General features: G+C 63.8%; 13 protein-coding genes. 12 read left to right on the top strand and 1 reads right to left on the bottom strand.

Features of this window, described 5'->3' with window-relative positions; all coding sequences use genetic code 11:
• Positions 1 to 222 precede the first annotated feature (222 nt).
• The 3 genes from AWB77_RS08505 to AWB77_RS08515 all read left to right on the top strand — a co-directional run bounded on the left by AWB77_RS08505 (position 223) and on the right by AWB77_RS08515 (position 2,647).
• The gene (locus AWB77_RS08505) at positions 223 to 447 is read left to right on the top strand and encodes a DUF6900 domain-containing protein (RefSeq protein WP_061133962.1); all 225 of its coding nucleotides are present in this window, start codon (positions 223 to 225) and stop codon (positions 445 to 447) included.
• Between the two features lie 248 nt (positions 448 to 695).
• Positions 696 to 1,940, top strand: coding sequence for an alpha-hydroxy acid oxidase (locus AWB77_RS08510; RefSeq protein ID WP_061133963.1), 1,245 nt, complete (start codon positions 696 to 698; stop codon positions 1,938 to 1,940).
• Between the two features lie 8 nt (positions 1,941 to 1,948).
• On the top strand, positions 1,949 to 2,647 hold the full coding sequence (locus AWB77_RS08515) for an IclR family transcriptional regulator (protein ID WP_061134098.1): 699 nt from the start codon (positions 1,949 to 1,951) through the stop codon (positions 2,645 to 2,647).
• 5 nt (positions 2,648 to 2,652) lie between these two features.
• Here the strand turns inward: AWB77_RS08515 and AWB77_RS08520 are convergent, their stop codons facing one another.
• Positions 2,653 to 3,375, bottom strand: coding sequence for an IclR family transcriptional regulator (locus AWB77_RS08520; RefSeq protein WP_061133964.1), 723 nt, complete (start codon positions 3,373 to 3,375; stop codon positions 2,653 to 2,655).
• A gap of 177 nt (positions 3,376 to 3,552) precedes the next feature.
• On the opposite strand from AWB77_RS08520, the gene AWB77_RS08525 reads away from it, so the two are divergent.
• The 9 genes from AWB77_RS08525 (at position 3,553) to AWB77_RS08565 (ending at position 13,693) form a co-directional block, all read left to right on the top strand.
• Positions 3,553 to 4,245, top strand: coding sequence for an RraA family protein (locus AWB77_RS08525; RefSeq protein WP_061133965.1), 693 nt, complete (start codon positions 3,553 to 3,555; stop codon positions 4,243 to 4,245).
• Positions 4,245 to 5,192: a hydroxyacid dehydrogenase gene (locus AWB77_RS08530; RefSeq protein ID WP_061133966.1), complete on the top strand. Its 948-nt coding sequence runs from the start codon at positions 4,245 to 4,247 to the stop codon at positions 5,190 to 5,192. The genes AWB77_RS08525 and AWB77_RS08530 overlap by 1 nt, the downstream gene beginning before the upstream one ends.
• A 20-nt stretch (positions 5,193 to 5,212) precedes the next feature.
• Positions 5,213 to 6,139: an SMP-30/gluconolactonase/LRE family protein gene (locus AWB77_RS08535; protein WP_061133967.1), complete on the top strand. Its 927-nt coding sequence runs from the start codon at positions 5,213 to 5,215 to the stop codon at positions 6,137 to 6,139.
• Between the two features lie 83 nt (positions 6,140 to 6,222).
• The gene (locus AWB77_RS08540; protein ID WP_061133968.1) at positions 6,223 to 7,602 is read left to right on the top strand and encodes an MFS transporter; all 1,380 of its coding nucleotides are present in this window, start codon (positions 6,223 to 6,225) and stop codon (positions 7,600 to 7,602) included.
• Positions 7,603 to 7,644: 42 nt separating this feature from the next.
• Complete coding sequence (locus AWB77_RS08545; RefSeq protein ID WP_061133969.1) at positions 7,645 to 8,796, top strand: porin; 1,152 nt, start codon at positions 7,645 to 7,647, stop codon at positions 8,794 to 8,796.
• 13 nt (positions 8,797 to 8,809) lie between these two features.
• Positions 8,810 to 9,853 (top strand): amidohydrolase family protein, encoded by a 1,044-nt coding sequence (locus AWB77_RS08550; RefSeq protein ID WP_061133970.1) that lies wholly within the window; start codon positions 8,810 to 8,812, stop codon positions 9,851 to 9,853.
• Positions 9,853 to 11,127 carry an MFS transporter gene (locus AWB77_RS08555; protein ID WP_061134099.1) on the top strand — a complete coding sequence of 425 codons (1,275 nt, stop codon included), beginning with the start codon at positions 9,853 to 9,855 and terminating at the stop codon, positions 11,125 to 11,127. Before AWB77_RS08550 ends, AWB77_RS08555 begins: the two co-directional genes overlap by 1 nt.
• Positions 11,124 to 12,362: an MFS transporter gene (locus AWB77_RS08560; protein ID WP_061133971.1), complete on the top strand. Its 1,239-nt coding sequence runs from the start codon at positions 11,124 to 11,126 to the stop codon at positions 12,360 to 12,362. The genes AWB77_RS08555 and AWB77_RS08560 overlap by 4 nt, the downstream gene beginning before the upstream one ends.
• A gap of 14 nt (positions 12,363 to 12,376) precedes the next feature.
• Positions 12,377 to 13,693, top strand: coding sequence for an MFS transporter (locus AWB77_RS08565; protein WP_061134100.1), 1,317 nt, complete (start codon positions 12,377 to 12,379; stop codon positions 13,691 to 13,693).
• Positions 13,694 to 13,715: the final 22 nt, after the last annotated feature.

Consider the following 13,715-nt stretch of genomic DNA (forward strand, 5'->3'; position numbering starts at 1 on the left):
TAAGACAAAGCCCGGACTTTGTCATGAAACGTTGCATTAGTTCGGAATCTGAAACGCCGCATTCTTCTTCCGGAACGCTGCGGCAAAACGCGCGCTATTGTTTCGCGCCGCAGCAGTGAATTCTAGAGACCGCGCTCGAACCGCAGCGATCCGTCGCAGCGCCCGTCTGACTGTCTCACTAAGCTTGTTATTACTAATGTGCAAGCGAAAGGAGCGCGAATCATGATCTACCGCAATAAAACCGAAGCTTATTGGGAGCCGCTGTTGACAATCGCCCGCGACGAACTCGGCATCGAAACATTCGATTCGACGGGCAAGCCGAGCGCCGATATCCGCCTGTGCCGTGTCGAGGACATCGGACGCGCACTCGAACGCGCTTACGATTTCGGTCTGCTCGTCGGACATACGGTGACGCGCGCAGAGTCGGCGAAGGAACCGTGCGCGTGATCGCAGCGATTGCCGCTTGGCAGTCGATTGGAACGATGTGTGCAGGCGTTCGAAAATTGGAAGGCCCGCCGCCGCCAAGTCATCGCATCAGGTGATTCTTCGTCAGTCGTTGCGTCGTTTTCATAATGACGTTATGATTTTCATCAACTCGCCGCGCTGTCGCACGGACGCACGGACGCGCGGCGCAGGCAAGTACGCATATCGATGTCTTACTTCTGAGCGCACGACCGCGTCGCAGCGGCAACCTGATGAAATCGGAAACGACGAAGCAACAACTGGCACAACAGCCGGCGCAAGCGGTTCCAAAGGCGTTGAAACGCTATCTGTCGCTCGATGACTTCGAGATCGCCGCGCGGCGGCATCTCCCACGGCCCATCTTCGGCTATATCTCGGGCGCGGCCGAGCGCAACGCATCGCTCGACGACAACCAGCGCGCCTATTCCGAATATCGCTTCGTCACGCGCGTGCTTCGCGATGTTTCACGCCGCACGCAGGAAACGACACTGCTCGGGAAGACGTATCGCGCGCCGTTCGGCATCGCGCCGATGGGCATATCCGCGTTATCCGCTTACCGCGGCGACCTCGTGCAAGCGGAAGCCGCACGCGAAGCCGGTATCCCGATGATCATGAGCGGATCGTCGCTCATTCCTCTCGAGACCGTCGCGAAGGATGCGCCGGGCACATGGTTCCAGGCGTATCTTCCCGGCGAATCGCAGAAGATCGAAGCGCTGATCGAGCGCGTCGAACGGGCAGGCTACGACACGCTCGTCCTCACCGTCGACACGGCCGTGCTGGCCAACCGCGAGAACAACATCCGCACGGGCTTTTCCACGCCGCTCAAGCCGAGCGCGAGGCTCGCGTGGGATGGCGTCACGCGCCCTCGCTGGCTGCTCGGCACTGCGCTCAGGACACTCGTCAAGCACGGCATGCCGCATTTCGAGAACTCGTATGCGACCCGGGGCGCGCCCATCTTCTCGGGGCGCGTGGTGCGCGATTTCGGCGCGAAGGATCATCTGAACTGGACTCACTTGCGTCAGATCCGCGCGCAGTGGAAAGGCAAGCTCGTCATCAAGGGCATCATGGCCGCCGATGATGCGATCGCGGCGCGCGATCATGGCGTCGAAGGAATCATCGTTTCCAATCATGGCGGGCGGCAACTCGACGGCACGGCGGCGCCGCTTCGCGTATTGCCCGACATCGTCGACGCAGTCGGCGGCGATATCGCGGTGATGATCGATGGCGGCATCCGCCGGGGCACCGACGTATTAAAGGCGCTGGCGCTCGGCGCGGATTTCGTTTTCGTCGGCCGTCCGTTCAACTATGCCGCATCGGTGGCCGGCAAGGCGGGCGTCGCGCATGCGATCGGCATTCTGCATGGGGAAGTGCAACGCAACCTCGGTTTGCTGGGACTCAATCGTATCGACGAGTTGAGTCCGGACGTGCTCATCAGACTGCCGTCGAGCTTCGCCGCCGCTGAAAGGCATAGCCAATGAAGCAGGCAATGAAGGATGACGAACAGATCGACCGGTCCGTCGCCGCAGTCGATCGCACGCTCTCGTTGCTCGAAGCCTTTCTGGATGATCCTGGCGGGCGGTCGCTGTCGGAACTCGAGCAGCGAACGGGCCTCTTCAAGAGCGTCATCCTCCGGTACATGATTTCGCTGGAAGCGCGCGGATTCGTGCACAAGGAGCCGGACGGGCTGTACCGGCTGGGTTACAGGGCCGCTCAGTTCGGCCGCGCATTCGAAAATGGCGTGGATATGGTGGCGACGCTGAAGCCGGTTGTCGAACGGCTGAGCGAGAGGACGGGAAGCAGCGCGTCGATCTATGTGCGCGACGGCGACTGGCGCGTCTGTCTGTTGCGCGCGGAACCGGAGCGCGATGTGCGCGTCGCGATCCGTGCGGGCACGCGGCGTCCGATGGACAAGTCGGCGTCGAGTCTCGCCTTCAGGCGTTTCGAGCGCAAAACCGTGCAGGCGTTTGCGACGGCGGGCGTGACGGGCATCGCGTCGTCGGCGGGCGTGGGCGATCCGCTGCTTGCGTCGATGGCCGCGCCGCTCTTCGGCATGGCCGATGCGCTCGTCGGCGTGCTGACGCTGTCGGGCGTCATCGGCCACTTTCATGTCGACGATGAAAAATTGCGCGCGCTGCTCTACGAAGAAGCGATCGCGGCCAGCGCGTTGCTCGGCGCGGCGCCGTGAATCCGCTAACGGCGCTCGCCGGTGCCGTACATGCGCTCGCAGAACGCGACGCTCGCGCCGAGCCGCCGGGACAGATCGGACGCAGCCTGGAGTTGCGGCGCAATGAGTTCGCCGGTATCGCGCGCCGCGTTCAGGCGCGATGCCGGACCGGACAGCGTCAACGCGGCCATGAACTCGGCGTCGGGACCGAAGACGGGCGTCGCGAATGCAGCGGTGTGCACGTCGCGCGCGCCTGACGTGAAGAGCGGTAGCGGCGGCGGTTCCGCAAAGATCGGCTCGCGAAGTCCCCAATAACGAATCACCTGGCCGATGGCGGTGTCGTCGAGCGGAAGCGACGTTCCCGCAAGCCGCGTTTCGCGCAGACCTTCCGACGGCTCCGCGCGAAAGAGACACAGCCGCTTCGCTTTATCGAGCACGTAGTAGGAGGCGCTCTCCTTCGTTTGCGCCGCGAGCGCGAACAGTACCGGCTCCACGACCGACGACAGATGAAACGACTGCTCGTAGAGCTTGCCAAGATAAAGCACGCGCGCGCCGAGTGCGTACATGCCGTCGTCGGAACGCACGACATAGCCCATGCGTTCGAGCGAGTTCATCAGCCGGTACACGGTGGTCTTGTGCATGCCTGAAGCGGCAGCAAGCGCGGCAAGCGACAGTTTTTCCTTGCCGAGCCTGAAGCAGTCGAGCAGGCCAAGCGCCCGTTCGACCGCGATCACACCGTCGTTTCCCATCTTGCCTCCGTGTCGTTCATTTCTGCGGTCCGTTTGTCGAGCATTGTACACAGTAAAACGATGGTGCATACAGTAAAAGGGTAAACGCCACTGTCCCAGATAGCTTACGCACGTTAAAGTGGTTTCACTTCGTACACCACTGTTGCACACAGTACAACTTTGCCCTGAGGAAAATTCATGAGCACCGACACGAATCAATCGATCATTCGAGACATCGACCGCGTTTCTCCCGAACTCGTCGAAGCGGCGGCAAAGTTCCAGGCCGCAATCCTCGCCGACGTCGCCGGGCGCCGCGGCACCGTGCACGGCCGCGTGAAGCCGCTGTCGCCGAAGATGAAAGTGGCGGGTCCGGCAATCACCGTCGAGGTCCGTCAAGGCGACAACCTGGCGATCCACGCCGCGCTGGCCATCGCGAAGCCGGGCGACGTGATCATCGTGGACGGCAAAGGCGACGTGAGTTGCGCGCTGCTCGGCGAGATCATGGCGACGCAGGCGAAGGTCAGCGGCATCGCGGGCATCGTCATCGACGCGGCAGTGCGCGACGCGCATGAGCTCGCGAACGGCGACTATCCGATCTTTTCCGCCGGCCTGAATCCGTGCGGCCCGACGAAGAGCGTGGCGGGTCTCGTCAACCATCCGATTTGCGCGGGCGGCACGGCGGTCAATCCGGGCGATCTGGTCGTCGGCGATGCGGACGGCGTCGTCGTGATTCCGCGTGCGGATGTCGCGCGCATCGTCGAACTCGCGCAGAAAAAGCTCGATAGCGAAACGGCGCGCATCGCGGCGATCCACAAGGGCGATGGGCGTGCCGGCTGGCTCGACAAGGAACTGCGCGCGGTCGGCATGCTGGCCGAAGGCGAGGCGCTGTAATGGACGCGAACGTTCAAAAGCCCGTTGTCATCGTCACGGCCGCCGACCTCGCGCCGCAGGCGCTCGAGATGCTCGAATCGTTCGAGGTCGTGTTCGCGGGCAAGCAGCCGACCGAGGACGACATCGTCGCGCTGTGCGAGAAGACGAAGCCGGTCGCGATCATCGTACGGTACGGCAAGGTCAACGCGCGCATCATGGATGCGGCGAAAAACCTGCAGGTCATCTCGAAGCACGGCAGCGGTATCGACGTGATCGACCAGGACGCCGCCGCTGCGCGCGGCATCGCGGTGCGGGCGGCCATCGGCGCGAACGCCGCGGCCGTCGCCGAGCACGCGTGGGCGCTCATCCTCGCGTGCGCGAAGTCGGTGCCGCAACTCGACCTTCGCATGCGCGACGGCCACTGGGACAAGTCGACGCACAAGTCCTTCGAACTCGATGGCCGCACGCTCGGCGTGGTGGGCCTCGGTTCCATCGGGCGGCGCGTGGCGTCGATCGGCGTCGCGTTCGGCATGAACGTGCTCGCCTTCGATCCGTTCGCGAAGGAAGCGCCGCAGGGCGTCACGCTCGCATCGATGGACGAGATCTACGCCGCATCCGACGTGCTCTCGCTCAACTGTCCGCTGACGGAAGAGAACCGCAACATGATCAATCGCGAGACGCTCGCCCGCATGAAGCGCGGCGCGATCCTCGTGAACACGGCGCGCGGCGGGCTGATCGACGAACCCGCGCTCGTCGAGGCGCTCGCGAGCGGCCAGTTGCGTTCGGCCGGCGTCGATAGTTTCGCCATCGAGCCGATGACGCATCCGCATCCCTTCCAGTCCGTGCCCAACGTGATTATCTCGCCGCACGTCGGCGGCGTCAGCGAAGCGGCCTACGTGAACATGGGCAAGGGTGCCGCGGCCAACGTGCTCGCGGTCATCGAGGAAAACGCCCGCAAGGTGGCGTGACTTTCGCAGGAAGACTGAGCATGTTCTATCTCACATCGCCCGAAGTGCGCGAAGCGCAGATGTTCACGCGCATGCCGGAGAAATACCGCAAGCCGGATGCGCAGACCGATTGGGCGCGCGCCAATCGCGGCGGCATGTCCACCGATTCGTTTCTCGAAGGACCGGTCTGGGATCCGCGCGGCCATCTGTATGTGACCGACATTCCGTACGGCCGCATCTTTCGCGTTTCGCTTTCGGGCGAGTGGGATCTCGTCGCGCAGTACGACGGCGAGCCCAACGGGATGAAGCTCTTCGACGATACGCATCTGCTCATCACCGACTATCGCAATGGGCTGATGCTGCTCGATATCGAACGCGGTGAGGTGAAGCCGTATCTGGAGCGTCGCAATTCCGAGCGCTTCAAGGGCGTGAACGACCTGACCTTCGATTCGCACGGCAACCTGTATTTCACCGATCAGGGCCAGTCCGGTCTGCACGATCCGACGGGGCGCGTGTATCGGCTGTCGCCGGACGGCAAGCTCGACATGCTGCTCGGCAATTGCCCGAGCCCGAACGGACTCGTGCTCTCGCCCGACGAAAAGGTGCTGTACGTCGGCATGACGCGCGGCAACTGCGTGTGGCGCGTGCCGCTGCAGGCGGATGGCTCGGTCAGCAAGGTCGGCCAGTTCTTCACGTCCTACGGCCCGAGCGGCCCCGACGGTCTCACGATCGATGCCGAAGGCCGGCTGTTCATCGCGAATCCTGGGCTCGGCCGCGTATGGGTGTTGAATCGCCGCGCCGAGCCGGTCGAGATTCTGAGCGCGCATGAAGGCGTGTCGCTCACGAACCTGTGTTTCGGCGGCGCCGACATGAAGACGCTTTACATGACCGAATCGACGAACGGTCTCGTGTTGAAGGCCGACATGACCGTTCCCGGACCGCTTCCCAAGCGGGCAAAGACCCACTGAGGCTTACTGCGCCGCCGGACAGCAAAGGATCGCGCGGCGTGAATCGAGACATTGCGCCAAAGCAGCGCAGTGGAGGAGCAAGCATGAATCTATCGGAAACCATCGATCAAACCCGCGCCGGGCGCTCGAACAGCGCGACGGGCGGCACGGCGCTCGCCAGCGACGATTTCGCCGCCAGCGAACGCACGCTCGCGAAGGCGTTCAGGCGCATCCTGCCGTTCATCTTCCTGTGCTACGTCGTCAGCTATCTCGACCGAACGAATGTCGGCTTCGCTGCCCTGACGATGAACAAGGATCTCGGCCTCACCGGCGAACAGTTCGGCTTCGCGGCGGGACTCTTCTCGATCGGCTACTTCCTGTTCGAGATTCCGAGCAACCTCATCATGCAGAAGGTCGGGGCGCGCGTCTGGATCGCGCGCATCATGATCACCTGGGGCGTGTGCTCGATGCTCACCGCGTTCGTGGTCGGGCCGAAGAGCTTCGCCGCCGCGCGCTTCCTGCTCGGCATCGCGGAAGCCGGTTTCACGCCCGGCATCTATCTGTATTTCACGCACTGGTTTCCCGGCAAGTGGCGCGCCAAGGTGACGGCGGCGTTTCTCGTCGGCATTCCGGTCGCGAACATGATCGGCTCGCCGATCTCCGGCGCGTTGCTGCAACTGGGCGGATTGCACGGCCTGAAAAGCTGGCAATGGCTGCTGCTGATCGAAGGCTTGCCGGCGGTGCTGCTCGGCATCGCGTGTTTGTTCATTCTCGCCGATCGTCCCGGGAAAGCCACGTGGCTGAGCGATGAGGAGAAGGCCACGCTCGACCGGCGCCTCGCCGCCGAGCAAAGCGATATCGGCAGCAAGCACGGCAGCACGCTGCGCGACGCCATGACCAACTGGCGCGTGTTCGTGCTCGCGTTCGTCAACTTTTGCGGAATCGTCGGATCGGTCGGCGTCGGCTTGTGGATGCCGCAGATCATCAAGCAGTTCGGCGTGACGCATTCGGTCGTCGGCTGGCTCACGGCCGTTCCGTATCTGATCGGCGCGTTCGCGATGCTGTGGTGGGCGCGCGTGGCGAACAAGGCGCACAAGCGCGTGCCGTACGTTGCCGGCGCGTTGCTGATCGCCGCCGCCGCGCTCGCATGCAGCGCACTGACCGATGTGCCGATGCTCAAGCTCATCGCCCTGTGTTTCACCGTCAGCGGAATTCTCGCGTTCCAGGCGACGTACTGGGCGATTCCCTCCAGCTTTCTCACCGGCCGCGCCGCCGCTGGCGGACTCGCGCTGATCGTGTCCGTCGGCAATCTCGGCGGCTTTGCGGGACCGTCGATGATCGGCTCGCTCAAGCAGATGTCCGGCGGCTTCACGGTGCCGCTGCTGGCCGTGTCGGCCGTGCTGCTGATCGGCGCGCTGACGATCGCATGGCTCGGCGATCCCGGCGCGAACGCCGGCGAAGCGCGCGCCGCGCGCAAGTCGTGATTCAACGCATCACCCTAACCATTAAATCTGTCTGGAGACGAAATGTCCGTGAAGAAGGCTCCCAAGAAAGCCAACCTTAAAACCAGTCTTGCGCTTGGGACGGTCGCAGTCGCAAGCATGACGTTCGCGTCCGGCGCCGCGCGTGCGCAAAGCAGTGTGACGCTGTACGGCATCGCCGATGTCGGCGTCGAGTATCTCAACAACACGAGCGCCGGCGGTTCGCAGGTGCGGGAAGTGTCGGGCAATCTGTCGGGTTCGCGCTGGGGTTTGAAGGGCGTCGAGGACATGGGCGGCGGGCTGAAGGCGATCTTCAACCTCGAGGCCGGCTTCAACATCAACGACGGCACCAGTTCGCAATCGACCCGCGGTCTCGGCGCGAACGCAACGACGACGTCGCGTCTCTTCGGCCGTCAGGCGTGGGTCGGTCTCAGCTACAAAGGGCAGCAGTTGACGCTTGGCCGCCAGAACGCGCTGATCTATGAACAGTCCGTGACGTTCGATCCGATGGGCGTGTCGTCGCGTTATTCGGCGCTGTCTCTGGACTATGCGCTGGCTGCGCGTATCGATAATTCGGTGAAATACACCGGCAAGTTCGGCCCGCTGACCGCGCAGGCGATGTACAGCACGCGCTACGACACCGGCTACGGCGCCGAAGTGCCGGGCGCGCTCATCACGGGCCGCTTCTTCAGCGGCGCGTTGACGTACTCCAGCGGTCCGATCGCGGCCACCGCCGTCTACGAACAGCGCAACAGCAACACGCAGACGACGAACACGAGCACCGAACGCCGCGCGCTCGCCGCCGCGACGTACAACTTCGGTCCGGTGACGGCCTATGCGGGCTATCGCTATCTGCGCGCATCGAACGCGTTCTTGCCGACGAATCCCATCGCCGTGGCCAACGGTTCCGACGCGAACGCCGCGAACCTCTACTGGCTCGGCGCGCAATATCTGATCACGCCGTCGTTCCAGCTTACGGCGGTCGGCTACTACCACGACGTACATTCGACGGGCGCGGACCCGTGGCTTGCCGTCCTGAACGCTGACTACTTCCTGTCGAAGCGGACCGATCTGTACGCGAGCGTCGCCTACGCGCACAACAAGGACAACTCGGCGCTCGGCGTGAACGGCTACGGCACGGTTACGCCAGGGCATAACCAGACCGGCGTGACCATCGGTCTGCGCCAGAAGTTCTGACGAGGACACCGCCGTGCAGATCGTCCATGCGCCTCATTTGCCCGTCCGCGAAGAATGGCTCGCGCTGCATCAAGAGCCGATTCTCGAGCCGGATCTGCCCATCGTCGATGCACACCATCATCTGTGGGACCGGCAAAGCGGGCGCTATCTGACGGACGAGTTCGCGAAGGATGTCGGCAGCGGGCATCGCATCGTGGCGAGCGTGTATGTGCAGTGCCGCTCGATGCTGCGTAAGCACGGTCCCGCCGCGATGAAGCCGGTCGGCGAAGCGGAGTTCGCCAACGGCATCTCCGCGATGTTCGCAAGCGGCGCGTATGGACCGACGAAAGCGTGCGATGCGATCGTCGGCGGCGCGGATCTCGCGCTGGGCGATGCGGTCGCGCCCGTGCTCGAGGCCATGCTTCAGGTCACGGGCGGACGCTTGCGCGGCATCCGCAATCCGCTCGCGTGGCATGCGAGTCCCGAGGTGAGTTCGAGCCCCGTGACGCCGCCGCGCGATCTCATGGCGAACGCGGTCTTCCGGCAAGGCGTGGCGAATCTGGCGCGTTACGGTCTGTCGCTGGACGCGTGGGTTTATCACACGCAACTGGCGGAGCTTTACGCGCTGGCGCGCGCCGCGGCGGATGTCACTGTCGTCATCGATCACTTCGGCGGGCCGCTCGGCGTCGGACCGCATGCGAATAAACGAGAGGACGCCGCAGCGCAATGGCGCCGGCAGCTTGCGCGGCTGGCGAGCCTGCCCAACACGCGCATGAAGCTGGGCGGCGCGGGCCTGACCGTGTTCGGCTTCGATTTCGCGTCGCGCGCAACGCCGCCGTCGTCGGAGGAGCTGGCCGCTGCATGGCGACCTTATTTCGAAACGTGCATCGAACTGTTCGGCGTGAACCGCTGCATGTTCGAGAGCAACTTTCCCGTCGACAAGGGGATGTTCAGCTACGCCGTGCTGTGGAATGCCTTCAAGCGGCTTGCGCATTTCCTGTCCGCGGATGAAAAGGCCGCGCTGTTCAGCGGCACCGCCGCGGCGACGTATCGCTTGCGGCTATCAGGAGACGAATGATGAAAACGAGTGCAAACATGGCAGCAGGCGCAGTCGTGCACGAAGAAGAGGGCAGGCGTTACAAGGACATCACGCGCGGCGAATGGCGTTCGCTGACGCTCGCCGGTCTCGGCTGGACTTTCGAGAGCTATGACTCGTTCCTGCTCTCGCTTCTTTTGCCGACGCTCGCGCTGCAATTCGGTCTGACGAAAGCGCAACTCGGGCTCTTCACGAGCATCACGGCGGCGGGACAGATTCTAGGCGGCATTCTGTTCGGCTACGTGTCGGATCGGCTGGGGCGGGTTCGCACGGCGCTGCTTTGCATCGGCATCTATTCGCTGTTCTCGGGGCTGCTTGCATTCGCGCCGAACGAACACTGGTTCGCGACGATCCGCTTTTTCGGCGCACTCGGCATGGGCGGCACGTGGACGGCGGGCGCGGCGCTCATCGCCGAAACGTGGCACGCGAGCCGTCGCGGTAAGGGCGGCGCGCTGATGCAGATGGGCTTGCCCATCGGCGCGATTCTCGCGATCACGATTTCAGGCATCGTCAGCGGCGTCAACGACGGTCTCGCGGGTCACGGATGGCGCGTGCTGTTTCTCATCGGCGCGCTGCCGTTCTTCATCCTCTTCTTCGTCGCGCGCAAGACGCCAGAATCGCCGATCTGGCTCGAACGCAAGCATGCGAAGGCGCAAGCAAAGACCGCTTCCGTCGATGCGAAGCTCAACGTGCGCGGCCTGCTCACCGCCTTCATGTTCATCTTCTTTCTGCAATACCTCTATTGGGGCGTCTTCACGTGGACGCCGATGTTCCTCGTCACGGTCAAGCACCTCGATTTCGTGCATAGCCTCAAGTTCGTGCTCGCATTGCAATTCGGCGCGATCTCGGGCTTTTTGCTGTTCTCCGCATTCGTCGATCGTCTTGGCCGCCGGCCGATGTTCATGGCGTATCTGCTCGTCGGCGCGGCAGCGGTGTTCGGCTACATCCTGTCATCGAACGCGCTCGTGCTGATGGTCGCCATCTTTTTCACGGGCTTCAGCGTCAACGGCATCTTCGCGGGCGCGGGACCGTTCCTCGCGGAGATCATCGGCAATACGGCATCGCGCGGCTTTCTCATGGGCCTCGCCTACAACGGCGGCCGGCTCGGCGGATTCATCGCGCCGCTCGTCATCGGAACGTTGGCCTCGACTGCGGGCGGCTTCGTGCTGGGCTTGTCGACGACCATCGTCGCGTTCATCGCCGCCGCGATCGTCGTGTTCTTCGCGCCGGAGACGCGCGGCAAGACACTCGCATGACGACGGCCGCCAGTCAGCCGGGATGGATCGGCAGGCTCTTTCCCGCCCTCAACGAAGCGCCGCTGCGGCGCTATCTGAGCGGGCAGGTTGCATCGGTGCTCGGAAGCTGGACGCAGAACGTCACGCTGAACCTGCTCGTGTATCACCTGTCGGGATCGGCGGCGATACTCGCGCTGCTCAACTTTCTGCTGTATGGGCCGCAACTGGTCGTCGCGCCCGTCGCCGGATCGCGTATTCGCGCGGAGAACGCGCGCAGCGTGACGCTCTGCGTGCTGACGACATCGCTCGTATTGACGGGCAGTCTCATCACGCTGTCCGCGTTGGGCGTGCTGAACGTGCCGCTGATTCTCGCGCATGCGCTGGCAATCGGCATTTCGAGCGCGATCGAAGTGCCCGCGCGTCAGGTGCTGCTGTTGACGAGCCTGCGCGATACGAGCCTGACATCGAACGCGGTCGCAATGAACACGATGGTCTACAACGTCGGCCGCATGGTCGGCCCGACGATTGCGGGCTTCGTATATCCGACGCTCGGCCCGCGGGCATCGTTTGCGATTTATGCACTCGCGCTCTGCTTCATGGCGGTATGCGTGCGTTCGATCCGGCTCTCCGCCAACGTACGTGCCGCGCGCCCGGACAGCAGCTTGCGCGATGCAGTCGGCTACGTGATGTCGGACGCGTTTTCCGCGCGCTATCTGCCGATTCTCGCGTGCATCGGTCTGTTCGCGGCGAGCTATCAGACGCTCGTGCCGCTTCTCGCGGACCGCGCGTTTCACGATGCCGCGCACTATACCGGCGTGTTCTTCGCGTGTGCGGGCGCGGGTTCGCTGAGCTCGGCCGTGCTGCTGTCGTCGGCGCTCGGGCCGCGTGCATCGGCGCGGTTCATCGCTTGGGCGCCGTGGACCGCGATCGTCGCGCTGCTGGTGCTCGCGACGACGAGCGCGGTGGGCGCATCGATGCCCGCGTTCTACGCGCTGGGGTTCAGCCTCACGTTCGCGGCGACATCGACGAATGCAACGATCCAGCGCCGATGCCCCGAGCACGTGCGCGGCGGACTCGTCGGCATGTACGGCATGGCCTACAACGGAACGATGCCGTTCGGCTATCTGCTCGTCGGCACGGTGTCCGAGGCGCTCGGCGTGCGTCACACATTCGCGGCGATGGCCGTGGTGCTCGCAGTGGGCATCATGTCCATCGTCGCCTGGCAAAGATTCAAAGTACAGCGCGAAGGCGCATAGGATTGGAGACGAACATGGCAATTGCAGGCAACGCGACGCTCGAGCATCAGACGATGCGCAAGGTCATCTGGCGGCTACTGCCGTTCCTCATGGTCTGCTATCTGATGGCGTTCATCGATCGGGGCAACGTCGGCATGGCGTCGCTTCAGATGAATCACGACATCGGCATGTCAGCGAAGGTATTCGGGCTGGGCGCGAGTCTCTTCTTCGTGTCGTACTTCATCTGCGAAGTGCCGAGCAACATCGCCCTCGAAAAGTACGGCGCGCGCGTCTGGATCGCGCGGATCATGATTACGTGGGGACTGGTGTCGGCAGCGACCGCGCTCGTGCATAACGCGACGACGTTCTACATTCTGCGGTTCCTGCTCGGCGCGGCCGAAGCCGGCTTCGCACCGGGCGTTCTGCTGTATCTCTCTTACTGGGTGCCGAAGGCGTACCGTGCGCGCGTGGTCTCGACCTTCATGGTGTCCATTCCGGCGGCGAGCTTCATCGGCTCGCCCATCTCGGCGCTGTTGCTGCAGATGGATGGTCTTGCGGGTCTGCGCGGCTGGCACTGGCTCTTCATCCTCGAAGGCGTGCCGACGGTGCTGCTCGGCATCGCGTGTCTCTTCATGTTGACGGACAAGCCCGCGAAGGCGTCGTGGCTCAACGAAGACGAGCGCACGTGGCTGCTCGGCGCGCTCGCCGCCGACAGCGCACAGCCGAAGAAGGTCGCCGCGATGCCGTTGACGAAGCTCTTTCGCAATCGCTATGTGTTGTGCCTCGCGCTCGTCGATACGTGCGCGTCCGCTGCAGGCAGCACGCTATCCGTGTGGCAGCCGCAATTGCTGAAGTCGTACGGGCTCAGCGTGTTGCAGACGGGCATGCTGAACGCCGTGCCGTATGCGCTGGCATCGGTATTGATGATCTTCTGGGGCCGCCATTCCGACCGCACGAAGGAGCATCGCTGGCATACCGTCGTGCCGATGCTGCTGATCGGCGGCGGTCTCTTCGCCACGTCGCTCAGCGGTTCGCTGCTGCCGACGGTGTGCATGCTGTGCGCCGTGCTCGTCGGCGCGTATGCGTTCAAGGGACCGTTCTGGGCGCTCGCATCGGACATGTTGTCGAACAGCACCATCGCAGCGGGGCTTGCGACGGTCAATGCCATCGCGAATCTGCTCGGCGGCGGCCTGATGGTGAACGTCTACGGCTGGGTCAAGGAAGCGACGGGCAGTTATTCGCTTGCGCTCATGCCGCTTGCCATCCTCACGCTGGTCAGCGTCGCGACGCTGCTGCTCCTGACGCGCAACGGGCAATCGGGGCGCGTCGTCGGCAAGACGGAGGCGGCCTAAGCATCGAAGAATCGGCGCGAGG

Origin of the sequence: Caballeronia fortuita, assembly GCF_001544835.2 — a bacterium.
Classification (GTDB): domain Bacteria; phylum Pseudomonadota; class Gammaproteobacteria; order Burkholderiales; family Burkholderiaceae; genus Caballeronia; species Caballeronia fortuita.